This is a genomic window from Micromonospora wenchangensis (genome assembly GCF_002210435.1).
GTDB classification, from domain to species: Bacteria; Actinomycetota; Actinomycetes; order Mycobacteriales; family Micromonosporaceae; genus Micromonospora; species Micromonospora wenchangensis.
In genome coordinates this window covers 1-23,666 of sequence record NZ_MZMV01000084.1, presented here as the reverse complement: position 1 = coordinate 23,666, position 23,666 = coordinate 1, and the positions used below count along the sequence as shown (strand labels likewise).

The following is a 23,666-nucleotide window of genomic DNA, read 5'->3' as shown; positions in this document are numbered from 1 at the left end:
GGGGGGGGGGGATCAGTCGGCGTCGTCCGGCACGTACCGGGCGTTGCGGTCGACGGTGCGGTAGATGTCCATGCCGAGCGGGCGGCGGCGCTCCTCGGCGAGGTGACCGAGCAGGCCGGCGGTCCGGGCCAGCAGGGCGAAGCCGCGCAACAGGTCGATCGGCAGGCCGAGGTCGGCCAGCGCCGCGCCGCACACCCCCGCGCCGTTGAGCGGCAGGGTGCGGCCGAGCACCTGCGGGTGGACCCGGCCGATCGCCTCGAACAGCCGCAGGTGCGGCCCGCGCAGCCCCTCCTGCTCGGCGATCGTGATCAGCACCGGGGTACGCGGGTCGGTCTCCTTGTGCACCGGGTGGCCGAGCCCCGGCACCAGACGCCTGCCGGCGCGGGCGGCGCGGACCGCGTCCAGGGCGACGGCGTCCCAGCCGGCGTCGTCGGTGGGCGGGTCGGTGAGACCGGCGAGGGTGTCGGCGAGGAACCGGCCGCAGTCCTCGGTGACGCCGAGGAAGCGGGAGCCGCCACCGAGCAGGCCGGCGGCGATCGCGCCCTGCAACGCCTCCGGCGCGCTGAGGTACGTCAGCCGGGCGGCGATCGCGGTGGGGGTGAAGCCGTGGTCGGCCAGGGCCACCAGGACGGCCTCGAAGACGCGTACCTCGCCGGGGCCGGGGCGACGCCCGGCGACCAGCCAGAAGGCCAGTTCACCGAAGCCCACCCGGCCCATCAGGTCGCCGGCCAGGTCCTGACCGAGCAGTCGGATGGTGGTCGGGTCGGAGGTGCCGATCGAGGTCGGGAAGTCTAGCTGCCGGTCAGCCACGCGCGGATCTCCTCGCCGTGTTCGTCGAGCGCGGGCGGCGGGGCGCCGTACCGCGCGGGGGTGTCCGAAAGGGTGATCGGGTGCCGGATGCCGGGCACCGCGGCGGCGCCCTCGCCGACGGTGACCACCGGGTCCAGCCCGAGGCGTTCGGCGAGCGCGACCCCGCCGTCGATGGTGTTGATCGGGGCGCAGGGCACCCCGGCGGCCATCAGGTCGGTGAACCACTCGTCGCGGGTGCGCCGGCGCAGCCGCTCGACCAGCAGCGGGCGCAGTTCCTCCCGGTTGGCGGTGCGGTCCTGGTTGCGGGTGAACCGGGGGTCGTCGACGAGTTCCGGCAAGTCGAGCACCTGGCAGAGCTTGCGGAACTGCCCGTCGTTGCCGGCGATGACGATCAGCTCGCCGTCGGCGACGGGCAGTGGCTCGTACGGGAAGAGGCTGGGGTGGGCGTTGCCCATCCGGTAGGGCACCACCCCGCCCGCGACGTAGCCGCTGCTGTGGTTGACCAGCCCGGACAGCGCCGAGGAGAGCAGGTTGACCTCGACGTGCTGGCCGCGGCCGGAGTCGTGCCGGTGGTGCAGGGCGGCGAGGATGCCGATCGCGGCGTGCAGGCCGGCCATCACGTCGAACACGGAGATGCCGGCCCGGTAGGGCGGGCCGTCCGGATCGCCGGTGAGGCTCATCAGCCCGGAGATGGCCTGCACCATCAGGTCGTAGCCGGGGTAGGCCGCGCCCGCGCCGGTGCCGAATCCGCTGATCGAGGCGTAGACCACCCGGGGGTTGCCGGCGGCGACGGTGTCGTAGTCAAGCGCGAAGCGGCGCAGCCCGCCGGGCTTGAAGTTCTCGATCAGCACGTCGGCCCGGGCGGCCAGCCGGTGCGCCACGGCCAGGTCGTCGGGGTCGGTGAGGTCGAGCGCGATGGACCGCTTGTTGCGGTTGATGCCCAGGTAGTAGGTGGCCACGCCGTCGCGGACCGGGGGCATCCAGGTGCGGGTGTCGTCGCCGCCGGGCCCCTCCACCTTGATCACCTCGGCGCCGAGGTCGGCCAGCAGCATGGTGGCGTACGGCCCGGCGAGGATGCGGGAGAAGTCGGCCACCACGACGCCGTGCAGCGGACCGGTCCTGCTCGGTGTCTCCTCCGCCATGCCTCACCCCTCGCCTTGACCGTCTAGCGGACGACTGTCCGCCAGCTCAGTTTCCTGACGAGCCCGCCAGACGTCAACACCCCGAGGCGATTCCCGGGAAACTCCCAGCTCGACGCCGTTTGCAACGACCGGAAACAGTTCGGCAACTCGCCCTTGACATGACTGGTGACCGGTAACACACTGGCGAAACTTAATCTGACCGTACAGCGGACGATCGTCCGCAGACCTCGGAACGGGAGTGGCGGCGATGAGCGCGAACGAGGGGCGGACACCGGCGGCGGGCCGGCCGGTGGTCTTCCGCAACGGCCTGGTGCTGACCATGGACGACGCCCGCACGGTGCTCCCCCGCGCCGACGTGCTGGTCGTCGACGACCGGATCGCCGCCGTCGGCGTGGGACTGGACGTGCCCGAGGGCACCTGGGAGATCGACGCGGCCGGCGGCATCGTCATGCCCGGCATGATCGACACCCACCGGCACATGTGGCAGACCGCGATGCGCGGCTACGGTGCCGACTGGACACTCACCCAGTACTTCGTCTGGTACTACCTGGAATCCGGCAAGCTGTTCCGCCCCGAGGACGTCCACGCCGGCAACCTGCTCGCCGCCATCGAGGCGATCGACGCCGGGGTCACCACCACCGTGGACTGGTCACACGGCCTGCAGACCCCGCAGCACGCCGACGCCGCCGTCGACGCCCTGGAGGCGGTGCCGGGCCGGTTCGTGCTCGCCTACGGCAACCTGCAACAGGGACCGTGGGAGTGGGCCACCACCCCCGGGTTCCGCGACTTCGTCACCCGCCGCATCCACGGTCGCGGCGACCGGCTCGGCTTCCAGATGGCCTTCGACGTCACCGGCGACCCGGCCTTCCCCGAACGGGCCGCCTTCGAGGTGGCCCGGGACCTCGGCGTGCCGGTCACCACCCACGCCGGGGTCTGGGGGGCCACCAACGACGACGGCATCCGGCTGATGCACGAGCACGGGTTCATGACCGAGTCGACCGTCTACGTGCACGCCGCCACCCTCAACCGCGACTCGTACCACCGGATCGCGGCCACCGGCGGCTCGGTCTCGGTGTCCACCGAGAGCGAGCAGAGCGCCGGCCAGGGCTACCCGCCCACCTGGCAGCTACGCCAGCACGACATCCCGGTCTCGCTGTCCATGGACACCAGCGTCTGGTGGAGCGGCGACCTGTTCTCCGCGATGCGCGCCACGCTCAGCGCCGACCGCTCCCGCGAACACCTCGAGGCGCACGGTCGACAGGAGACCGTCACCCACTGCCACCTGCGCGCCGAGCAGGTGGTGGAGTGGGCCACCCGGGGCGGCGCCCGGGCGCTCGGCCTCGACCACCTCGTCGGCGCCCTCACCCCGGGCCGCCGGGCGGACGTGGTGCTGATCAAGAACGACCGGTCGCCGGTGATGTTCCCGATCCTGCACCCCTACGGCCACGTGGTGTTCCAGGCCCAACGCGGCGACGTGCACACCGTGCTGGTCGACGGCCGGGTGGTCAAGCACGAGCACCGGCTGGTCGACGTCGACCTCGCCGCCGCCCGCGCCGCGGTGGAACGCACCGTCGAACACCTCACCGGCACCATGGGCGTCGACGCCTGGGAGAAGGGGATGAACCCGGACGTCCCCGAGACGGCGGTGCTGGACAACCCGTACACCTACACCGAGTGGGACGCCGGCTCGGCGCAGTGGAAACATTAGCCATCCGACGCGCCCGGCGGGTGACCGCCCGCCGGGCCGGGGCAGGCAGCGGAGGGACTCCCGTGGGGCGCGAGGCCGGAACCGACTTCATCGAGGCGCTGGCACGCGGCCTCGACGTGCTGCGCTGCTTCCGTCCGGGCCAGCCGACGATGACGCTCAGCGAGATCGCCGCGGTGACCGGGCTGGCCCGCCCCACGGTGCGCCGCATCCTGCTCACCCTGGAGGAGTTGGGCTACGTGCGTGCCGCCGACCGGGGCTTCGCGCTCACCCCCCGGGTGCTGGAACTGGGCGTGGCGTACGTCAACTCGCTGAGCATCTGGGACGTCGCCCGGCCGCACATGCGCCACCTGGTCACCGAGACCGACGAGTCGACCTCGCTGGCCCAGCTCGACGGCAGCGACATCGTCTACGTGTCCCGGGTCGCGGTACCCAAGATCGTCACGCTCGCGGTGACCATCGGCACCCGGTTCCCGGCCGTGGCCACCTCGATGGGCAAGGTGCTGCTGGCCGCCCTCACCCCGGCCGAACTCACCGCCGTGCTGGCCGTGCCGAGCCGCTCCGGCATCGCCGCCCGCTGGCAGCCGGACCGCGACGAGCTGGACCGGGAACTGCGCGAGGTGCGGGCGCGCGGCTGGGCCCTGGCCGACCAGGACCTGGCCGCCGGCATCCGGTCGGTCGCCACCGGGGTACGCGACGGCGACGGCCGGGTGGTGGCCGCGCTCAACGTCACCGTGCACGCCGCCGAGACCTCCCTGGAACGGCTCACCGACGAACACCTGCCCCGCCTGCTGCGCACCGCCGCCGAGATCAGCCGGGACTGGGCCCGGCTGGACACCGTGCCGATGACCGTGCAGCGGCCCGCCACGGACCGTCCGGGCTGAGCCGTCGGTCGAGCCGTGTCGACGCGCGTCACCCGCAGCGGCACGGCCGGCCGGTGACGATCAGGCCGGCGGTGGGTGGGCCACGGCCGGCCGGCGGGCGGCGATGGCCGGGTAGACCTGCTCCACGATGGTCAGCAGGGTGGCGGTCAGCAGCAGGTGCACCTGGTCGCGGTCCAACGCGCCCCGCTGGAGCCACTCCCGGGCGGTCGAGGTGGCCAGCCCCCCGTACGCCCGGATCATGCCGCGCAGCTCGGCCCGGCAGGTCGTGGCGTCGGCCAGCCCCACCGCGACGAGCACGCTGTCCGCCGCTACCTCCTCGGCCTCGGTGAGCACCCGGGCGACGTCGGCGTCGTGGCCCATCCCGCCGGCGGTCACGGCGGCCAGCCAGGAGTCGCGGTGCCGGGAGACCACGTCGAGGAACCAGGTGACGCTGGCGTCGACCCGGGTGCGCAGGTCACCGTCGGGCAGCCGCTCGACGGCGACCCCGGGCACCGTCGCCATCACCCGCACGACCTCCAGGTAGAGCTGCTTCTTGGTGCCGAAGTAGTGGTTGATCAGGCCCCGGGCCACCCCGGCCTCGCGGGCGACGTCGGTGGTCGACACGTCCGCGTACGGGCGCGCGCCGAACAGCCGTACCGCGCAGGCGAGGATCTGCCCCCGCCGGGCGTCGGGCTCCAGCCGCCGTCGCCGGGGTTCGGTGTCAACGCTCATCCGCCGAACCCTATCGGCAGGTGGGCGCGGCGTGTCCCGGGTCGGCGGGCCGGTCCCGTCAGCCGGGCGGCGGGCGGGCTGCCGGTCGGCGGCGGGCGGGGTCGACACCGGACGATGATCAAGGATTGTTGACACGTCGCCAACAGGGCGTGAGGGTGGACCCATGCCGACGCCTGGACTCGACAGCTACACCCCGCCGTGGCACGCGCCCGAACACGACGACCTCGCCGACCTGGCCCGCGACTTCTTCACCCGGGAGGTGCTGCCGCACACCGAACGGCTGCTGACGCAGGGCCACCCGGACCGCGACCACTACCGGCGCGCCGGTGAGCTGGGCCTGCTCGGCCTCTCCGTGCCCGAGGAGTACGGCGGGGGCGGCGGCGGCTTCACCCACGAGGCGGTCCTGCTGCACGAACAGGCGCACGTCGGGGAGAGCACCCTCGGGCTGGCCGTGCACAGCGGCATCGTCACCGGCTACCTGGTCGCCTACGGCAGCGCCGAGCAGAAGCGGCGCTGGCTGCCCGGCCTGTGCCGGGGGGAACTGGTCGGGGCGATCGCGATGACCGAACCCGACGGCGGCTCCGACCTGCAGGCGATGCGGACCCGGGCCGTCCGCGACGGCGACGACTACCTGGTCACCGGGGCCAAGACGTTCATCAGCAACGGCGGCCTCGCCGACCTGGTCGTCCTGGCCGTCAAGACCGACCCGACGCAGGGCGCCGCCGGGATCTCCCTGCTGGTCTGCGAGGTCGGCGCGAACCCCGAGGGCTTCCGGCGGGGACGGCTGCTGTCCAAGATCGGGCTGCACGGCAACGACACCGCCGAGCTGTTCTTCGACGGGCTGCGGGTGCCGGCGGAGAACCTGCTCGGCGGGGCCGAAGGGCTCGGCTTCGGCCAGATGATGCGGCAACTGCCCCAGGAACGCCTGGTCATCGGCGTCGGCGCGGTGGCAGCGATGCAGCGGGCCGTCGAGCTGACCACCGCGTACGTCAAGGAACGCACCGCCTTCGGCAAACCGCTGATCGGCCACCAGAACACCCGGATGGTGCTGGCCGAGTGCGCCACCCGGACCCGGGTCAGCCGGGTGTTCCTCGACGACTGCATCGGCCGGCACGACCGGGGCGAGCTGGACGTGGCCACCGCGGCGATGGCGAAAGCCTGGCTCACCGAGGGGCAGTGCGAGATCGTCGACAGGTGCCTGCAACTGTTCGGCGGCTACGGCTACACCACCGAGTACCCGATCGCCCGGATGTACGCCGACGCCCGGGTGCAGAAGATCTACGGCGGCACCAACGAGATCATGAAGGAGCTGATCGCCCGTGCCCTCTGACCCCGACGCGCCCACCGGCGGACCGCTCGCCGGGGTACGGGTCGTGGAGCTGGCGAGCCTCGCCCCGGCCCCGTTCGGTTGCATGGTGCTGGCCGACCTCGGCGCGGACGTGGTACGCGTCGACCGGCCGGGCGGCGTCGGCCCGGGACGGCTGAGCGTCCCGACGACCGGCCCGCTGCACCGGGGGCGGCGGGTCACCGCGCTGGACCTGAAGACCCCCGCCGGGGTGGCCGACCTGCTGCGCCTGGTCGAACGGGCCGACGTGCTGGTCGAGGCGTACCGGCCGGGGGTGGCCGAGCGGCTCGGTTTCGGGCCGGAGACCTGCCGGGACCGCAACCCCCGGCTGGTGTACGCCCGGATGACCGGCTGGGGGCAGGACGGCCCGCTGGCCGCCCGCGCCGGGCACGACATCGACTACATCGCGCTGGCCGGCGCGCTGGAGCCGCTGGGCCGCCCCGGCCACCGCCCGCACGCCCCGCTGAACCTGCTCGGCGACTTCGCCGGGGGTGGGATGCTGCTCGCCACCGGGGTGCTGGCCGCGCTGCTGGAACGGGAACGCTCCGGCCTCGGGCAGGTGGTCGACGCCGCGATGGTCGACGGGTCGGCGCTGCTCACCGCGTTCCTGCACGGGATGCTCGGCGCGGGCCGGTGGAGCGCCCCCCGGGGCGGCAACCTGCTCGACGGCGGCGCACCGTTCTACGACACCTACCGCACCGCCGACGACCGGTTCGTGGCGGTGGGCGCGCTGGAGCCCGCGTTCTACGCCGCGCTGCTGACCGGCCTCGGCCTGGCCGACGACCCGACGCTGCCCGCCCAGTACGACCAGGCCGGCTGGCCGGAGCTGCGCCGCCGGTTCGCCGCCCGGTTCGCCGGACGCACCCGCGACGAGTGGACGGCGGTCTTCGCCGACCGCGACGCGTGCGTCACGCCGGTGCTCGCCCCCACCGAGGCGCACCACCACCCGCACAACGCCGCCCGGGGCACCTTCGTCGAGGTGGACGGCGAGGTGCAGCCGGCCCCCGCGCCCCGGTTCGCCCGGACCCCCGCGCCGCCGCCCCGACCCGCGCCGGACCCGGCCGAGCCGCTGGACGTCGCCACGGTCCTCGACACCTGGGCCCACCGACCGTGACCTGCCGACCCGGCCGGCCGGCGACCACCGGTCCGGCGTCCGACCGGGTGTGGCGGTGGGCGACCGGCGGGCAGGCGAGCCGGAGCGGCGACGGACCGGGGCCGGTCAGCCCACCGGGACGGCGGGAGCCGGGCGGGCGGGGGCGGCGGCCGGTAGCTGGCGGTCGTGCCACCGGCTGAGCAGGGCCAGCGAGGTGACCGCCCCGACCAGCGCGAGGAACATGTCCCACTGGGTGTCCCAGACGTCGCCCTGGGTGCCGAGGAAGTCGTCGGCGGCCGAGCCACCGGCCACCGAGGACCACCACTCGATCATCTCGAAGAAGGCGCTGAAGGCGAGGCAGGCGCAGACCACCAGCGGGGCGAGCCACCGGCTGCCGCGCAGCGGGGAGCGCCGGACCAGGATCTCGCGGACCAGGATCGCCGGGACGAAGCCCTGCACGAAGTGCCCGAGCCGGTCGTACGGGTTGCGGGACAGGTCGAGCGCGTCGCGTACCCAGTCGCCCAGCGGGACCCGCGCGTACGTCCAGTGGCCGCCGACGACGAGGACCAGCGCGTGCGCCGCCAGCAGGCAGCACAGCAGGGTGGTCAGCGGGAACCGCCGCCACACCAGCAGCACCACCGGCACGCCGACGAGCACCCAGACCGTCTCCAGCAGCCAGGTCAGCCGGTCGTACGGCCGGATGCCGGACAGCACCAGCGCCGCGACGACGAGACCCAGCAGCACCGGCGGGACGAGGGTACGGGCCCGGGTCACGGCGACCACCTGTTCGATGCGTGGGGGCCGCCCAGTCGCCGCCCGGCCGCCGACGATAACAGCGCCCGCACCCGGTCGCGGTCGCCGGGCCGGATGCTCCCCGCCGGCCCTGACCCGTCCGCTGCTGGCCCCCGGGCGGGGGCGTCGGCGGCGTGTCGGTGGCATGTCGGCGCGGTGTCAGCCGGCCGGCGCACGCTGGCCGGCATGACAGCTGAGTTGATGATCGAAGCCGAGGGCCTGGTCAAGACCTTCGGGTCCACCCGGGCGTTGCAGGGGGTGGACCTCGCCGTGCCCCGGGGCACCGTGCTCGGGGTGCTCGGCCCGAACGGGGCCGGCAAGACCACCGCCGTGCGCATCCTGTCCACGCTGCTGGTCCCGGACGCCGGCACCGCCCGGATCAACGGCCTCGACGTGGTACGCCAGGCCGAGCGGGTCCGGCAGTCCATCGGCCTCACCGGCCAGTACGCCTCGGTCGACGAGGACCTGACCGGGCGGCAGAACCTGGAACTGTTCGGGACGCTGCTGGAACTCGGCCGGGCCGGCGCGCGGCGGCGGGCGGCCGAACTGCTCGACTGGTTCGACCTGACCGCCGCCGCGAACCGGCCGGCCAAGACCTACTCCGGCGGGATGCGCCGCCGGCTGGACCTGGCCGCCAGCCTGGTCGGCTCACCGGACGTGATCTTCCTGGACGAGCCGACCACCGGCCTCGACCCGGCCAAACGCGAGGACATGTGGGACGTCGTCCGGTCGCTGGTGACCAACGGGGCGACCGTGCTGCTCACCACGCAGTACCTGGAGGAGGCCGACGCGCTGGCCGACGCCATCACGGTGATCGACCACGGCCGGGTCATCGCCCACGACACCCCGGACGGGCTCAAGCGGGTCGTCGGCGGGCAGACCCTGGAGGTACGGCCGACCGACCCGGCCAACCTGGCCCCGACGGCGGCGATCCTGTCCCGGGTGGGCTCCGGCGCGCAAGCCGACGAGATCCGCAGGGGCGTGCTCGCGGTGCCGGTCACCGACGACTCCGCGCTGACCGAGAGCGTCGCCCGGCTGGCCGCAGCCGGCATCGCGGTCACCGAACTCTCGCTGCACCTGCCCAGCCTCGACGAGGTCTTCTTCACCCTCACCGGCCGGACCGCGGCCGACGACGACACCACCCGTACGGAGGTCGCCGCATGAGCACCCTGACCGGCACCCCGCCCCGCACCGGGCCGAAGCTGTCCACGGTCGTGGCGCAGCCCCGGCCGCTGCGCCTGCTGCGGCACTCGCTGGCACTGGCCAAACGCAGCCTGATCAAGACCTGGCGCACCCCCGAGGCGTTGATCGACGTCACCCTGCAACCGGTGCTGTTCCTGGTCATCTTCGTGTACGTCTTCGGCGGCGCGGTCGCCGGATCCACCCACGACTACCTACAGTACCTGCTGCCGGGAATCCTGGCGCAGACCATCGCCACCGGGTGCATCGCGATCGGCGTCAACCTCAACACCGACATCGCCAAGGGCATCTTCGACAGGTTCCGTTCGCTGCCCGTCCCCCGGTCCGCACCGCTGGTCGGCGCGGTGTTCGGCGACGTGGTGCGGTACGTGATCGTGACCGTGTCGACGCTGGCGATCGGCTACCTGCTCGGCTTCCGGGTCGAGTCCGGCCCGGTGCAGGCCCTCGCCGGTTGCCTGCTCGCGGTGCTGTTCGCGCTCTGCCTGAGCTGGCTGCCGGTCTACGTCGGGATGAAGGTCCGCACGCCGGGCGCGGTGCAGGGGGTGATGTTCGCGCTGATCATGCCGTTGAGCTTCGCCTCCAACGTGTTCGTCGCCGCCGGCACCCTGCCGGGCTGGATGCAGGCGGTGGTGACGGTGAACCCGCTGACCCACCTGGTGACGGCGATGCGCGGACTGTTCCTCGGCACCCCGGTCGGCAACCACGTGTGGTGGACGCTGCTGTGGTGTGCCGGCTTCGTGGCGGTGTTCATGCCACTGGCGCTGCGCGCGTACCGTCGGCGGGTCTGATCCGGCCGAGCAGGTCGTCCATCAGCTCGCCGATGCGGGCGGCGGCCGCGGGGGCCGGCCGCGCCCGCCACCCGGCCAGCAACGGCTCCCGCCGCGCCTCGTCACCGAGGGCGGCGGTGAGCCGTTCCCCGATGCCCGACGGGAAGAACGCCGCCGAGTTGCTGCCCAGCCGGGTGCCGAGCGCGAACAGCTCCCGGGCGGTCCCGACGTCGTCGCGCCAGGCGGCGAGTTCGGCACCGCCCAACGCCCAGGTCCCGATCACCGGCAGGTCCCGCGACGACAGCGCCTCCGCGCCGGCGGTGGCCAGCAGCTCGGTGACGCGGAGGTCGACGTCGCGCCGGGCGGCCGGCCACACCTCGGCGATCCGCAGGCGCAGCACCGCCACCGCGACCCGCAGCACCACCCGGGGCTGCGGCGGCGGGCCGGTCCAGCCGGCCAGCGAGCGGACCACCGCGTCGGCGTGGTCGAGCGCCTCGGCGTGCCGCCCGCGCTGCCAGGCGAGGCGGGCCAACCCCAGGCCCGCCTGTGCGGTCTCCACCTCCTCCCCCCGGCCGGGGGTCGCCGTCTCGACCAACCGCCGCTCGGCCGCCGGGTCACCGCGCAGCGCGAGCTGCACGTCCAGCACCACCCGGGCGGCGCGGACGTCCTGGGTGGCACCGAGCAGCTCCATGTGCTGCACGCCGCGCGCCAGCCACTCGGTGGATCCGCCGTCGGCGGGGGTCAGGCCGTGCCCGACGATCTGCGCCGCCATCGCCATCCCCCAGTGGTCGCCGGCCGTCTCGAACCGACGGTAGGCCTGCTCGGCGTCGGCCACCGAAGCCGCCGGCAGACCCCCGCTGTCCCCGCTCGCCGCGCGGGCGAACAGGCCGAAGCCCTGCACGTACGGGTCGGGATGCTCGATCAGGGTGGTGGTGCCCGGCAGCGCCTGCTCCGGGTCGAGCTGGTCGAACGCCGGCAGCACCGAGGCGAGCACCGCGTGCCGGGAGGAGACCTCCCGGGGCCGCTCGGCCAGCAGCCGGCGCAGGGCCCGGCGGGCGAGCACGGCGAGCCGCAGCGGGCCGGTGATGCCGGCGTTGACCACCACCAGCAGGCACATCCAGGCCAGCCGGTCGGCGTCGGGCAACGACCGGCCGCTGGCCCGGCCGGAGACGATCGCCGAGCCGCGTCGCCGCTCGGGGGCGTCGAGGTGCAGCAGGCCCCGGGACCAGCCGGAGACCTCCAGGTGCATGCCCCGCACCGCCCACAGGTGGAACAGCGGGGTGGCGATGTCCACCACCGCCGGTTCGTCGTCGTGCCCGGCCGCCCACCGCAGGCCGGCGACGAGATTGTCCTGCTCGGCGGCGCACCGGTCGAACGCGTCGAGCTGGTCGGGACCGATGAACCGGTCGAGCAGCCCGACCGCCTGCCGCCGGGCCCAGCCGACCAGGCCGGCCATGGCCGGGGCACGGTCACCGGCGGCGTCGAGCCGGGCCTCGCCGTACTCGCGGACGGTCTCCAGCATCCGGTAGCGGGGTGGGCCGTCGCCCTCGACGAGGGTCAGCAGGGACTGTTCGACCAGCCGCGCCAGCCCACGCCGGACGTCGGGGAGGCCGGCGACGGCGGCGGCGAGGTCGGCGGTGAACGGGGCGGGGACCACCGCGACCCGCTGGAGCAGGTCCCGGTCGGCGGGGGCGAGCAGTTCCCGGCTCCAGTCGACCATCGCCCACAGGCTCGCGTGCCGTTCCGGCAGGCCGCGCAGCGCGGCGTCGAGCAGCGCGAACCGGTCGGTCAGCCCGGCGAGCACGTCGTCGATCGGCATGTGCCGCAGCCGGGCGGCGGCCAGTTCGAGGGCCAGCGGCAGGTTGTCCAGCCGGTGGCACAGGGCCAACGCCCGGTCGGTGTCCCAGGTGGGCACCGCACCCCCGGCACGGGCCCGGGACTCGACCAGCGCCACCGCGTCGGCGTCGGGCAGCACGGTCAACCGGTGCACCCGCTCCCCGGCCAGGCCCAGCGGCGCCCGGCTGGTCGCCAGCACGGCCACCTCCGGTGGGCTCACCGCGAGCAGGTCCGCGACGACCGCCGCCACCGGGTCCAGCAGGTGTTCACAGTTGTCCAGCACCACCAGGCCGTCGAGATCCGGCGCCAGGGCACGCAGCCGCTCCTGCGGGGTGAGCACCCGGCGGTCGAGGCCCAGGGTGCCGCCGGCCGTCGTGGTGTCCGCCCCGCCGAGGGTCGCCAGGACGGCGGGCAGCACCTCCTCGGCGGCCCGCAGGCCGGCCAGTTCGATCACCCGGGCCGGTCGTCCGGCCGCCACCGCCCGGCGTACCACCTCGGCGGCGAGCCGGGTCTTGCCCGCGCCGCCGGTGGCCACGACGGTCACCAGGGCCGCCTCGGTCAGCGCCGCCTCCACCGCCTCGACGTCGCGTTCCCGGCCGACGAGCGCGGTCACCGGCCGCCGCCACCCGGATGGCAGCGCGCTCCGGGTGGACGCGGCCGGCGACGCCGGGGCGGTCGGGGCGGTCAACTCGCCCCGCAGCAGCGCCAGGTGGACCTGGCTGATCAGCGGTGACGGATCGGTGCCGTAGCGGTCGGCCAGTTCGGTGCGCAGCCGCGCGACCACCTCCAGGGCCTCGGCGTCGCGCCCCTGGGCGGCGAGCATCCGGACCAGCAGGGCGGCCGACGGCTCGTCCGGCGGGGTCCGCGCGACGAGCCGCCGCAGGTCGCCGTCGTCGTACGGGCCGGGGCCGGTCAGTGCCGCCTCGGCGCGCAACGCGACGACGTCGGCGAACAGCCGGCCGGTCGCCCCGGTGCCACACTCCGGGACCTCGGGGAACAGCGCCCGGGCCGCGTCGGCGGCGTCCCGGGCGGCCGGCCCGGCACCGCCGCGCAGGGCGGCCCGACCCCGTTCCAGCAGCGACCGGGCCCGGACCGCGTCGACGGTGACCTGCTCGGCGGGCAACCGGTAGCCACCCGGGACGGCGACCACCGGCAGTCCGAGCCGGCGTACCCGGGAGACCAGGGCCTGCACCGCGCCGGTCGCGTCGTCCGGCGGCGTGCCGTCCCACACCGCGTCCACCAGCAGCGGGGTCGAGACCGCCCGGCCCCGCGCGTCGACCAGGGTGCGGATCACGGCGGCGAGCCGTTCACCCCGGACCGGCCGGCCGTCGACGGCGAGCGGGCCGAGGATGCTGATCTGCACGGGTCCAGCATCCCCCACCGGCGCATCCCGCCGACGCCGTCCCCCGGTTCAGCGGCGGGTCCGCCGCGCCCGGACGACCCCGACCAGGCCCGCCAGCAGCAGACCGGCGCCGATCACCCCGACCCCCAGCAGCAGCGACCGGGTTCCCCCGACGTCGGTCCGGGAGCCGCCGTCGGGGGTCGCGCCCGGGGACGCCGCCGCCGGCGCGCCGGTGGACGCCGTCGGGGCGGGCGGGGACGACGCGGCAGGCGTGGGGGGCGACGGGGCCGACGGGAGGGCGTAGCGCAGCACCGTCGGCAGGGTGCCCGGGGGCTGCCCGGCGGTCTCGGAGACGGTGAGCAGGAAGCGGCCGTCCCGGCTGTAGCTGACCGACTCGCCCTGCGGCTCGTCGGGCAGCGGCACGGTCCGGGGCGTGCCGCCGGTCAGCGCGGCCACCACGTCGCCGTCGGTCACCTCGTACTCGAAGGCGTCGGCGTAGGTGCGCAGCACCACCCGGCGGCCGTCCGGTGCGGTGGCCCCGCCGGTGACCAGCCGGCGGCCGAAGAACGAGTACGGGTTCGGGGTCGTGGTGAGCGGCAACCGGACCTGCCCGGCCAGCGTCAACGGCACCGTCGCGCCGGCCCGCAGCGGCCCGGCCGGCAGGTAGACGCCGGCGCTGCCGCCCTGCTTGGTCACCACCACCGGCCGGCCGGCCCCGTCGAGCAGCAGCGCCTCCGCGTCGTGCGCCCCGTCGGGGTACGTCAGGCGGTGCAGCACCGGCCGGCGGGCCCCGGGTGACAGCTTCCACAGCGCCACCGTCGACCGGGTCCGGTCGTTGTCGCCGATGTCGGCGACCCACACCGTGCCGTCCGCGCCGACCGCCAGGTCCTCGGTGTCGCGGGGCCGCGACGGGTAGGCCACCGTACGCACCACCGCGCACCGGGCGTCGAGGAAGAAGATGCGCCGCCGGGACGCCTCGTCGGCACCGTCGTTGACCATCACGAACCCGGAGTCGGTGGCGACCATGCCGGAGATCTCGGTCAGCCGCCCGTCGCGGACCCGGCACACCGTGGCCGGTGCCGCCGCGCGGGCCGGGTCGGGGACGGCCACCGTCGCCGTACCGACGACGAGCAGCGTGGTGAGCAGCGTCGACACGCGGGTGGCCGTCCGCCGCGTCATCGACCCTCCCCCGCCGTGGCCGGCGACGCCCGCCGCCGACGACCCGAGCACAGGAGCTTGCCGGTCGCCGTACGCCGGCGTCAATGCCGCCACCGGGCCGGGCACTGAGGTGTACGCCACCGCGTCGCGGCCGGATACGGGCCGGTGCGGCCGGCGGCCGGTGACTAGCCTGGGCCGGTGCCTCCACGCCTGCCCCACCCGGACCCGGGCACGCCGGACACGGCGGGGCCGCTGCGGTACATCTGGTGGCTGGTCCGCTGCCAGCCGTGGCGGGTGCTGCGCGGGTCGCTGTTCGGCACGGTCTGGATGGTGGGGCTGTCGGTGCGGCCGTTCCTGGTCGCCCGCGCCGTCGACGACGGGCTGCGGACCGGCGACACCGTCGCGTTGCTCGGCTGGGTCGCCGCGATCGTGGTCGCCGGGGCCGCGCTGGCGTGGGCGGGCATCATGCGGCACCGGACCATGACGTTCATCCGCGAGGACGCCAGCGCCCGCTCGGCGGCCGTGCTGCTGCGGCAGCTCGCCCGGGTCGGCGCGGTGCTGCCCCGGCGGCTCGCCGCCGGTGACGTCGCCACCGTCGGCGGGTACGACATCGTGCGCACCTCGCAGGTGCTCACCCTGACCGGCCCGGGGGTGGGCGCGGTGCTGGCGTACGCGGTCGCGGCCGTGGTGCTCTGGTCGATCGACCCGGTGCTGGCGCTGGTGACGCTGCTCGGGGTGCCGGTGGTCGCGTTGGTGGTCGGCCCGCTGCTGCGCCGGCTGGAGCGGGCCGAGGCGGTCTACCGGCAGCAGCAGGGCGAGCTGACCACCCGGGCCGACGACATCGTGGCCGGCCTGCGGGTGCTCGCCGGGGTGGGGGGCCGGCACCTGTTCGCCCGCCGGTACGCCGCCCGGTCGCAACGGCTGCGGGCCGAGGGCTACCGGGTGGGTGCGGTGCTCAGCTGGGTCGACGCGCTGACCGCCGTCATCCCCGGGGTGTTCCTCGCCGTGGTGGTGTGGCTGGCCGCCCGCACGGCCGTGGCGGGCGGGATCACCGTCGGGCAACTGGTGGCCGTCTACGGCTACGTGGCGGTGCTCATCGTGCCGGTCTGGTTCCTGCTGGAGGGCAGCTACCAGTTGATCCAGGGCCGGGTCGCCGCCCGGCGGATCGTCGACCTGCTCCGGCTCGCCCCCGACCCGGTGGGCGGCCCGGCGACCCGGCCCGCCCCGGCCGGGCCGGCCCCGCTGCACGACCCGGACAGCGGGCTGACCGTCCCGGTGGGCCGGTTGGTCGGCGTCGCCGCCGACGACCCGGCCGACGCGGCGGCCCTGGCCGACCGGCTGGGCCGGTACGTCACCGGCGCGGTCACCTGGGGCGGGGTTGCGTTGACGGCAGTCGACCTCGACGAGGTGCGCTGCCGCATCCTCGTCGCCGACCACGACGGGTACCTCTTCGCCGGGACGCTGCGGCAGATCCTCGCCGGCCCGCACGGCACCGTCGACGACGCCCGGATCGACGCGGCGCTGCACGTGGCGTCGGCCCGCGACGTCGTCGAGGGGCTCCCCGACGGCCTCGACGCCCCGCTCGGTGACCGGGCCCGTACCCTCTCCGGCGGTCAGCGGCAGCGGGTCCGGTTGGCCCGTGCCCTGCTCGCCGACCCGGAGGTGCTGATCCTGGTCGACCCGACGTCGGCGGTGGACGCGCACACCGAGGCCCGGGTGGCGCAGCGCCTGCGGCAGGCCCGTGCGGGTCGCACGACGGTGCTGGTGAGCACCTCACCGGTGCTGCTCGGGCACGCCGACACCGTCGCCCACCTGCGCGGCGGCCGGATCACCGGCACCGGGACACACGCCGCGCTGCTGGCCGCCGACCCGGACTACCGGCGGCTGGTCTGGCGGACCAGCGGCACCGACGACGCGCCGGTCGGGCGGGCCGGACGGTGACGAAGCTCCCGGTCGCGGGCCCGGCGGTGGTCCGGCGGGCCGCCCGCGACATGCTCGCCGGCGACCGGTGGGCGGTCGCCGGGGTGCTGGCGTTGCACAGCGCCGCCGCCCTCGCCGGGCTGGCCGCGCCATGGCTGATCGGGCGGATCGTCGACCAGGTCACGGCCGGCGCCGGGGCGGGCGCGGTGGACCGGTCGGCGCTGGCCATCGGTGGCTGCGTGCTGGTGCAGGGGTTGCTCGCCCGCTACGCCCAGTACGCCGGGCACCGGTTCGGCGAGCGGGCGGTGGCCCGGCTCCGTGAGGACTTCGTGACCCGCCTGCTCGGCCTGCCCGTCTCGGTGGTCGAGCACGCCGGCACCGGTGACCTGGCCACCCGGAGTTCGGTGGACGTGTCCACGGTGGGCACCATGCTGCGCGACGTGGTGCCGGTGGTGGTCATCGCGGGGACCCAGTTGACGCTGCTGTTCGGCGCGGTGTTCCTGCTGGACCCGCTGCTCGGCCTGGTCGCGCTCGCCGGGCTCCCGTCGATCGCGGTGGTGGTGCGCTGGTACCTGCGCCGGGCCGCCCCTGCCTACCTGGCCGAGGGGGCGGCGACGGCGGAGCTGACCGAGGCGCTCACCACGACCGCCGAGGGTGCCCGCACCGTGGAGGCGCTGCGGTTGGGCGGCGACCGGGTCGCCCACGGCACCGCCCGGATCGGCGCGGTGTGGACCACCCGGCGGGCCACCCTCGCCCTGCGGTCGGTGTTCTTCCCGGTGGTGGAGGGCAGTTATCCGATCCCGATCGCCGCCGTGCTGCTCACCGGGGGTGTCCTGCTGTCGCGGGGGCGGGTCAGCCTGGGCGAGGTGGTCGCCGCCGCGCTCTACCTGCAACAGGCGGTCGACCCGCTGGACCGGCTGTTGCTGTGGGTGGAGCAGGCGCAGCGCGGCGTCGCCTCGTACGCCCGGGTGCTCGGGGTGGGGCAGGTGCCGCCGGAGCCCCGGGGCCGGGCGGCCCTGCCCACCGGGCGGGTGGTGCAGGTGCGCGGGGCGACGTTCCGGTACGCGGACGGCCCGCAGGTGCTGCACGGCATCGACCTGACGGTCGCGGCGGGGGAACGGCTGGCCGTGGTCGGCCCGTCCGGGGCGGGCAAGTCCACCCTGGCCCGGTTGCTCGCCGGCATCGACGTGCCCGCCCGGGGGATGGTGAGCCTCGGCGGGGTCGCGGTCACCGACCTTGACCCGGCAGAGCGCCGCCGCCGGATCGCCCTGGTCACCCAGGAGCACCACGTCTTCCTCGGTACGCTGCGGGACAATCTGGCGTTCGCCGCGCCGGGCGGCACCGACGCGCAGTTGCGGGCGGCCCTGGAGGCGGTGGGGGCCGACTGGTACGCCGACCTGCCGGACGGTCTCGACACCCCGCTCGGGGCCGGGGTGCGGGACCTGGGCCCGGCCGAGGCCCAGCAGTTGGCGCTGGCCCGGCTCGTGCTGGCCGACCCGGACATCCTGATCCTCGACGAGGCGACCGCCGCGTTGGACCCGACGACCGCCCGGCGCACCGAGCGGGCGCTCGGTGCGGTGCTGGCCGGCCGGACGGTGATCGCCATCGCGCACCGGCTCAACACCGCGCACGACGCCGACCGGGTGGCGGTGCTGGAGGACGGCCGGATCACCGAGATCGGCCGGCACGACGACCTGGTCGCCGCCGACGGCGTCTACGCCTCCCTCTGGCGCTCCTGGCACGGCCACTGACCGGCCACCGCCACTTCGAAAGGTTTCCCCGCCGACGTAGCCCGTGGGCAGGGATTCGACGCGCATGACCACTTGAAGTTTCCGAAAGGTTTCCGTAAAGTCATCGTGGTCGATGTGGTGGACGGTGGCCCCCGTCGTCGGCAGGCAGGTCCGGGCGGCAACGCCCGTCCCCCGCCCGGACCTGCCACCACCCCCGTCGTCGCGCGACGTAAAGCCGTTGTCGTCCCCGGCGGAGGTCGCTACGGTGCCGGGATGCTCCCGCGACACCTGACGTTGACCCTGGACGCGCGGCACCCCACCCGACTGGCCCGGTTCTGGGCCGACCTGCTCGGCCAGGACACCGTCGCCGACGGCACCGACGGCGTCCGCCTGCCCGGCACCGACACCCGACCCGACCTGCGGTTCGTGCCGGGCCAGCCGCACCGCACCGGACCCCACCGGATGCACCTGCACCTGACCAGCGACAGCGCCGACGACCAGCGGCGACAGGTCGCACGGGCGATCGCCCTCGGCGGCAGCCACCTCGACGTCGGGCAGCTCCCCGAGGAGACGCACGTCGTGCTGGCCGACCCCGAGGGCAACGAGTTCTGCGTCATCGGGCCGGGCAACACCTTCCTCGCCGGATGCGGCCGGCTCGGGGAGGTCGCCTGCGACGGCACCCGCGAGGTCGGCCTCTTCTGGAGCCGGGCGCTGGGCTGGCCGCTGGTGTGGGACCAGGACCAGGAGACCGCCGTCCAGGCCCCGCGCGGCGGCACGAAGGTCGCCTGGGGCGGACCGCCCGTCGCCCCGCAGCGGGGCCGCGACCCGCAGCGGTTCGACCTCGCCGCCGCCGGCACCGACCCCCAGACGGAGGTCGCCCGGTTGGTCGCCCTCGGGGCCACCCGGCTCGACGCCACCGCCGCCGGGGTCGTCCTGCTGGCCGACCCGGACGGCAACACGTTCGGGGTGACCACAGGCTGAGCCCCACCCCGGGGGCGGATCCGCCCGCCTACCGGGGCGTGGCCGCCTCCCGCAGCCCGTCGTACAGGGCACGCGCCACGGCGGCCGGGACGTAGCCGGCGCGGGCACTGTCCACGTACACCACCCGGTAGCCGTCGGCGGTGTGCAGCGTGCCGCCGCCGTCGAGCAGCCGCCGCTGGTTCGCCGCGGACAGGTTCTGCCCCGGGTTGGCCACCAGCCACCGCCGCGCCGGATCGCCCCGGAACGCCTCGCGCAGACCCGGCAGCAGCGACAGGTAGCGATCGCCGCCAGGCGGCTCGGGCGCGGTCACCGGATAGACGGTGACCACGTTCTTGCCGGCCGCCGCCCGGACCAGCGGGGAGTCGGTGACCAGGCGCGCGTACGCCGCCCGGGACATCATCACCTTCAGCATCACCAGCGCGAACCCGGCCTGCCGGGTGCCCAGGTAACTCTTGACCGTCTCGTTGTCAGGGACCAGCCGCCCGAACGGCTCCCGGGCGCCGGCCAGCGGCACCGTGTCCAGGGTCTCGTCGTTGCCGACCAGCGGGTCCAGCAGGTACCCCTCGCCGCCCGGGTCGGCCGGCAACGCCGCCCGCAGGTCGGGGTGCCCGTTGCTCCCGGCCCAGGCGAGGAAGGCCACCAACTCGGTGCGCATCGCCACCCGCGCCCGGGCCACCGCCGCCTCGTCGGTGGTCGTGGTGTTCGTCGGGGTGAACCGGAAGGCGCTCGGGTACCCGGCCAGCCGGTCGACCAGGACGTCGGCGGCCGGCAGACCACCCGTCGGCGGCGAGCCGGTCGTGGGCGTCGACGGCCCGGCAGCCGACGGTCGGGGGTCGCCGGGCCCGCCACAGCCGACCAGCATTCCGCCCAGGGTGAGCCCCGCCAGCCCCAGCAGCCGGCGGCGGCTCGGCCCGGTCACGACCCGTCCCCGAGCTGACGGCGCAGCAGGGCGGCGTACGCGGCCTCGGCGATCAGCTGGCAGCGTCGGCGGGACACCCCGAGGGCGGACCCGGCGGTGAGGATCGCGTCGCGGACCGCCTCGGCCTGGGCCAGCACCTCCGGGGCGACCACCACGTCGGTACGGCGGGAGCGCGGTCGCCACCGTCGCCACAGGCGACGCCAGCCCCGCTCGGCGGCGGGGGCCAGCACCTGGGTCAGCGCCGCCGCCAGCACCGGGTAGACCACCGTCACGAGCAGGCCGTCGTCCAGCCCGACACCGATCCGTCCACCGTGCCACCGCCCGCCCCGCCCCGGTGTCCCCAGCTCACCGGCGAGCCAGGCGGCGGTCACCTCGGGCAGCAGCGCCGACTCCTGCGGCGCGGCGGCCAGCACCACCTCCCGCGCGAGGTCGCTGAGCAGCATCGGCCCCGGCCGGGCCGTCAGATCCGTCATGGTGCACCGCCGATCGGTCGCAGGGTCGGTAGGTCGATGGTGGAGGGTCACCGCCAGCGGGTCGGGTGCCGGCGGGTCACGGTCAGGAATCGAGGGCGTGCACGACCAGACGGGCACCGACCACCGCCAGGTCGTCCAGGAGCAGTCGCTCCTTCGGCTCCAACTGGTCGCGGAACGGGATGCCGAGGGCGATCTCGGCGGACAGCACGGTGCGCCCCACCGCGACGACGACCCGCGTCCCAGCGGCGACGGCGGGCAACCCGCCCAGCGTCGACGAGTCGGTGATCCTGACCCGCAGGCTGTCGTACGGCAGGTCGGCGCGGGGCATGGCCACCGTCCACCGGTGCGCGACGCCACCGTCGGCCAGCGCCGACGGGTACGACCAGCGGGGGCAGGCGGTGACGGCCTGCCGGGCCGCCGCGAGCACCCGGGCCGCCGCGTCGGCCGACGGGTACGACGTCAGCCGCAGCTGGAAGGTCGCGCCCAGCGGTGGCAACGTGGTGGCCGGCACCGCCAGCACGACCGTGCCCTCGGCCGACGCCGGCCGGGCCCGCTCGGCGCGGGCATCGGCGGCGAACCGGTCGGCGCAGGCCGACGGCCGCACCCCCGCCGGGTCGATCGCCCCGAACGGGCTGAGCCCCGGCGCGGGAGTCCAGTCCACCGGCAGGCTGCGTCGCGCCTCGGCCAGGGCGGCGTCTACCGCGGCCCGGTCCAGCGGCCGGCCCGGATCCCGGGCGGCCGGTCGGGGGCGTCCGTCGTCCGGCGCGGCGGGTTCCACCCGGGCCGACCGCAGCAGATCCCAGTCACCGGCCCGCCCGGTCACCGGCGCGGTCCAACCCGCCGCCACCCCACCAACCACCGCCACGGCCACCAGGGCCGCGAGCACCGGTGGCGGCCAGGACGCCCGGGGGCCGTGGCGGCGCGCCGGCCGGCGGCGGACCCGCGCCCACCACCCGGTCCACAGCTCACGCAGGAGCAGCACCGGGGGCGACGCGACCACCAGCGCGGCGAGCAGCAGCCACGCCGGCCGTTCGAGGAAGGCGAGCAGGTGCGCCGGTGCCGGCCCGGCCCCGCCGACGACGTCCCGGGCGAACTGGACGGTCCCGGCGACGACGGTGACCCCGGCCCCGGCCGTCCAGGCCACGGCGGTGCCCCGGACCCCCCGGGCGAGCAGCACCACCGACGCGACCCACCAGCCGGCCGACGCGCACAGCCACCAGCGGAGGAACAGCAGGAAGAAGGCGTCCCCACCGGCGGTCCGGCCGGCGACCAGGTCGGTCGCGGCGAGGCCGGCGACGACCGCCGTACCGCCGGTCAGCAGGATCAGCGCGACCAGCCGCCGGGGACCGGCGACGACCGGCGACGGCCCGGGTGCCGCGTCCGGCGGGGACGCCGCCGGACGCGGTGGCCGGCGGGGACGGGTCGGCCGGCATACCAGCAGCAGGGCGGCCAGCGGCACCGCCGGTAGGGCCACCCGGGCGGCGAGACCGGGGGTGCTCCACAGGGCCCGGTCGATCGGCCCGCTGTGCCAGGCCCAGTGGCCGAACACCAGCAGGGTGGCGGTGGTCAGGACCGCCGTCAGCAGGACCGCCACCGCGAGCACCGTGGCCACCAGGGTCGCCCTGCGGCGTATCCCCGACGGCACCCGCGCCACCGCCTCGGCGAACCCGACGGCCACCGCGCCGACCCCGACCAGCACCGGCAGCAGCGCGGCGAACGCACCGAGGTGGAAGCCGGCGAGGAACACCCCGTACACCGGGCTGGTCGCCCCGTAGCCGGGCAGGAGGTATCCGCCGGCCAGCCCGAGCCCGGAGCCGAGCATCCGGGACCACCGCCGACGTACCGACGCGGGGCGGCGGGACCACAGCGGCACCACGACCACGGCCCAGCACAGGGCCGCGGCGGCCACCGCGACGTCACCGGCGTCGCCCGGCGGGACCGGGCCGACCCCGTGCGTCAGCAGCCGCAGCAGCGACTGGAAGCCGAACATCGCCACCAGGCCGGCCACCACCGCGACGGTGAAGCCGTCCTCCCAGCGCGGTTCCCGGTCGAGCGCCCGGACCCGCTGCGCGTCCGTCGGGTGGCGGGCCAGCCAGCGGCCCGGCCGCCACCACCGCGCCCGACGGGGCGGGTCGTCGTCACCACCGGCGGCGGCCAGGGCGTCGCGCAGGTCGGCGTGGTCGACCGCGAACCGGTCGGCGGCGTGCTCACGGCGGCGCAGCACCGCCGCCCGCGCCAGCAGCGTCCCGGCCGCGAACAGCGCGGTGACCGGCAGGGTCAGCGCGTAGTACCGGGTCGCCGGCCCCGGGTCCACCAGCACCGGCGTCACCACCAGCACCAGGACCGGCAGGATGAGCCCACCGGTCCACCGGGTCGCCGACGCCCACGCCACGTCCCGGGCCCGGACGTGCGCCAACTCGTGCAGCAGCACCAGGTCGAGCAGGTCCGGGCGGCCGTACGCGTGGGCCACCGGCACCACCACCAGCGGCCGGCCGAACGGCACCGCCGTGGTGTACGCCTGCCGGACGCCGACCGGCGCGACGACGAGTTGGGGCCGACGCCGGTCGAGCCCCAGCGTGTCGCACCAGTGCTCGAAGCGTTCCCGCACCACGGCGACACCCCGCTCACCGGCCGGGCGACGGCGGACCCGACGCCGCACGGCGTGGCGCGCGGACAGGCCGTCGAGCAGCACGGCCACCCCGGCGAGGCCGAGCACCCCCACCGCCCCGCCGAGCTGGGCCAACCCCCGGACCAGCTCGAAACCCGTGGCGCACCGGTCGTACCGCGCCCCCCGACCGAGCAGCCGGGCGGCCTGCCCGCCGTCCGGCGGGAGGTCGTCGAGTGCCGCGCACGCCTGG

18 protein-coding genes are annotated in these 23,666 nt (G+C 75.7%); 9 read left to right on the top strand and 9 right to left on the bottom strand.

Going from position 1 to position 23,666, the window contains the following annotated elements; genetic code table 11:
- Positions 1-12: 12 nt before the first annotated feature.
- Positions 13-810, bottom strand: coding sequence for a citryl-CoA lyase (locus B5D80_RS29965; protein ID WP_088647289.1), 798 nt, complete (start codon positions 808-810; stop codon positions 13-15).
- Positions 792-1,952: a CaiB/BaiF CoA transferase family protein gene (locus B5D80_RS29960; protein WP_088647288.1), complete on the bottom strand. Its 1,161-nt coding sequence runs from the start codon at positions 1,950-1,952 to the stop codon at positions 792-794. The genes B5D80_RS29965 and B5D80_RS29960 overlap by 19 nt, the downstream gene beginning before the upstream one ends.
- 247 nt (positions 1,953-2,199) lie before the next feature.
- Between B5D80_RS29960 and B5D80_RS29955 the strand changes: the two genes are divergently transcribed.
- Together B5D80_RS29955 and B5D80_RS29950 are read left to right on the top strand one after the other, a co-directional pair.
- Positions 2,200-3,660 carry an amidohydrolase family protein gene (locus B5D80_RS29955; RefSeq protein WP_088647287.1) on the top strand — a complete coding sequence of 487 codons (1,461 nt, stop codon included), beginning with the start codon at positions 2,200-2,202 and terminating at the stop codon, positions 3,658-3,660.
- A 62-nt stretch (positions 3,661-3,722) separates the two neighbouring features.
- The gene (locus tag B5D80_RS29950) at positions 3,723-4,541 is read left to right on the top strand and encodes an IclR family transcriptional regulator domain-containing protein (RefSeq protein ID WP_088647286.1); all 819 of its coding nucleotides are present in this window, start codon (positions 3,723-3,725) and stop codon (positions 4,539-4,541) included.
- A 60-nt stretch (positions 4,542-4,601) separates the two neighbouring features.
- Here B5D80_RS29950 and B5D80_RS29945 read toward each other — a convergent pair whose 3' ends face one another.
- Positions 4,602-5,252, bottom strand: a complete 651-nt coding sequence (locus B5D80_RS29945; RefSeq protein WP_088647285.1) for a TetR/AcrR family transcriptional regulator — start codon at positions 5,250-5,252, stop codon at positions 4,602-4,604.
- 163 nt (positions 5,253-5,415) lie between these two features.
- Between B5D80_RS29945 and B5D80_RS29940 the strand changes: the two genes are divergently transcribed.
- Together B5D80_RS29940 and B5D80_RS29935 are read left to right on the top strand one after the other, a co-directional pair.
- A complete protein-coding gene (locus B5D80_RS29940) occupies positions 5,416-6,582 on the top strand; it encodes an acyl-CoA dehydrogenase family protein (RefSeq protein WP_088647284.1) in 1,167 nt (388 codons plus the stop codon).
- Positions 6,572-7,711 (top strand): CaiB/BaiF CoA transferase family protein, encoded by a 1,140-nt coding sequence (locus tag B5D80_RS29935; RefSeq protein ID WP_088647283.1) that lies wholly within the window; start codon positions 6,572-6,574, stop codon positions 7,709-7,711. Before B5D80_RS29940 ends, B5D80_RS29935 begins: the two co-directional genes overlap by 11 nt.
- A 105-nt stretch (positions 7,712-7,816) precedes the next feature.
- Here B5D80_RS29935 and B5D80_RS29930 read toward each other — a convergent pair whose 3' ends face one another.
- A complete protein-coding gene (locus B5D80_RS29930; protein WP_245855060.1) occupies positions 7,817-8,464 on the bottom strand; it encodes a DUF2238 domain-containing protein in 648 nt (215 codons plus the stop codon).
- A 204-nt stretch (positions 8,465-8,668) separates the two neighbouring features.
- On the opposite strand from B5D80_RS29930, the gene B5D80_RS29925 reads away from it, so the two are divergent.
- Positions 8,669-9,646 carry an ATP-binding cassette domain-containing protein gene (locus B5D80_RS29925; RefSeq protein ID WP_088647292.1) on the top strand — a complete coding sequence of 326 codons (978 nt, stop codon included), beginning with the start codon at positions 8,669-8,671 and terminating at the stop codon, positions 9,644-9,646.
- A complete protein-coding gene (locus B5D80_RS29920) occupies positions 9,643-10,470 on the top strand; it encodes an ABC transporter permease (protein WP_088647282.1) in 828 nt (275 codons plus the stop codon). The genes B5D80_RS29925 and B5D80_RS29920 overlap by 4 nt, the downstream gene beginning before the upstream one ends.
- Here the strand turns inward: B5D80_RS29920 and B5D80_RS29915 are convergent.
- Positions 10,430-13,648, bottom strand: a complete 3,219-nt coding sequence (locus B5D80_RS29915) for an ATP-binding protein (protein ID WP_088647281.1) — start codon at positions 13,646-13,648, stop codon at positions 10,430-10,432. The two genes, B5D80_RS29920 and B5D80_RS29915, sit on opposite strands and share 41 nt — an antisense overlap.
- A 48-nt stretch (positions 13,649-13,696) precedes the next feature.
- Entirely contained in the window at positions 13,697-14,806 is a 1,110-nt protein-coding gene (locus tag B5D80_RS29910) for an NHL repeat-containing protein (RefSeq protein WP_144081806.1), read from the bottom strand.
- Positions 14,807-15,079: 273 nt separating this feature from the next.
- Here B5D80_RS29910 and B5D80_RS29905 point away from each other — a divergent pair, with 273 nt between their 5' ends.
- From B5D80_RS29905 to B5D80_RS29895, 3 genes are all read left to right on the top strand, one after another.
- Entirely contained in the window at positions 15,080-16,726 is a 1,647-nt protein-coding gene (locus B5D80_RS29905) for an ABC transporter transmembrane domain-containing protein (protein ID WP_211291706.1), read from the top strand.
- 50 nt (positions 16,727-16,776) lie between these two features.
- Positions 16,777-18,456 (top strand): ABC transporter ATP-binding protein, encoded by a 1,680-nt coding sequence (locus B5D80_RS29900; protein ID WP_088647290.1) that lies wholly within the window; start codon positions 16,777-16,779, stop codon positions 18,454-18,456.
- Positions 18,457-18,708: 252 nt separating this feature from the next.
- Positions 18,709-19,416 carry a VOC family protein gene (locus B5D80_RS29895; RefSeq protein WP_088647279.1) on the top strand — a complete coding sequence of 236 codons (708 nt, stop codon included), beginning with the start codon at positions 18,709-18,711 and terminating at the stop codon, positions 19,414-19,416.
- A 28-nt stretch (positions 19,417-19,444) separates the two neighbouring features.
- On the opposite strand, the gene B5D80_RS29890 is transcribed toward B5D80_RS29895, so the two are convergent.
- From B5D80_RS29890 to B5D80_RS29880, 3 genes are all read right to left on the bottom strand, one after another.
- Positions 19,445-20,335: a hypothetical protein gene (locus B5D80_RS29890; protein WP_088647278.1), complete on the bottom strand. Its 891-nt coding sequence runs from the start codon at positions 20,333-20,335 to the stop codon at positions 19,445-19,447.
- Positions 20,332-20,808, bottom strand: a complete 477-nt coding sequence (locus B5D80_RS29885) for a hypothetical protein (RefSeq protein WP_088647277.1) — start codon at positions 20,806-20,808, stop codon at positions 20,332-20,334. Before B5D80_RS29885 ends, B5D80_RS29890 begins: the two co-directional genes overlap by 4 nt.
- Before the next feature lie 82 nt (positions 20,809-20,890).
- Positions 20,891-23,666: M48 family metalloprotease (locus B5D80_RS29880; RefSeq protein WP_088647276.1), on the bottom strand; the 2,776-nt coding region annotated here is incomplete at its 5' end.

Coding starts and splice junctions, on each gene's coding strand:
- B5D80_RS29960 (WP_088647288.1), bottom strand. CDS start 1,952: ATGGCGGAGGAGACACCGAGCAGGACCGGTCCGCTGCACGGCGTCGTG.
- B5D80_RS29955 (WP_088647287.1), top strand. CDS start 2,200: ATGAGCGCGAACGAGGGGCGGACACCGGCGGCGGGCCGGCCGGTGGTC.
- B5D80_RS29945 (WP_088647285.1), bottom strand. CDS start 5,252: ATGAGCGTTGACACCGAACCCCGGCGACGGCGGCTGGAGCCCGACGCC.
- B5D80_RS29940 (WP_088647284.1), top strand. CDS start 5,416: ATGCCGACGCCTGGACTCGACAGCTACACCCCGCCGTGGCACGCGCCC.
- B5D80_RS29925 (WP_088647292.1), top strand. CDS start 8,669: ATGACAGCTGAGTTGATGATCGAAGCCGAGGGCCTGGTCAAGACCTTC.
- B5D80_RS29920 (WP_088647282.1), top strand. CDS start 9,643: ATGAGCACCCTGACCGGCACCCCGCCCCGCACCGGGCCGAAGCTGTCC.
- B5D80_RS29910 (WP_144081806.1), bottom strand. CDS start 14,806: ATGACGCGGCGGACGGCCACCCGCGTGTCGACGCTGCTCACCACGCTG.
- B5D80_RS29900 (WP_088647290.1), top strand. CDS start 16,777: ATGCTCGCCGGCGACCGGTGGGCGGTCGCCGGGGTGCTGGCGTTGCAC.
- B5D80_RS29895 (WP_088647279.1), top strand. CDS start 18,709: ATGCTCCCGCGACACCTGACGTTGACCCTGGACGCGCGGCACCCCACC.
- B5D80_RS29885 (WP_088647277.1), bottom strand. CDS start 20,808: ATGACGGATCTGACGGCCCGGCCGGGGCCGATGCTGCTCAGCGACCTC.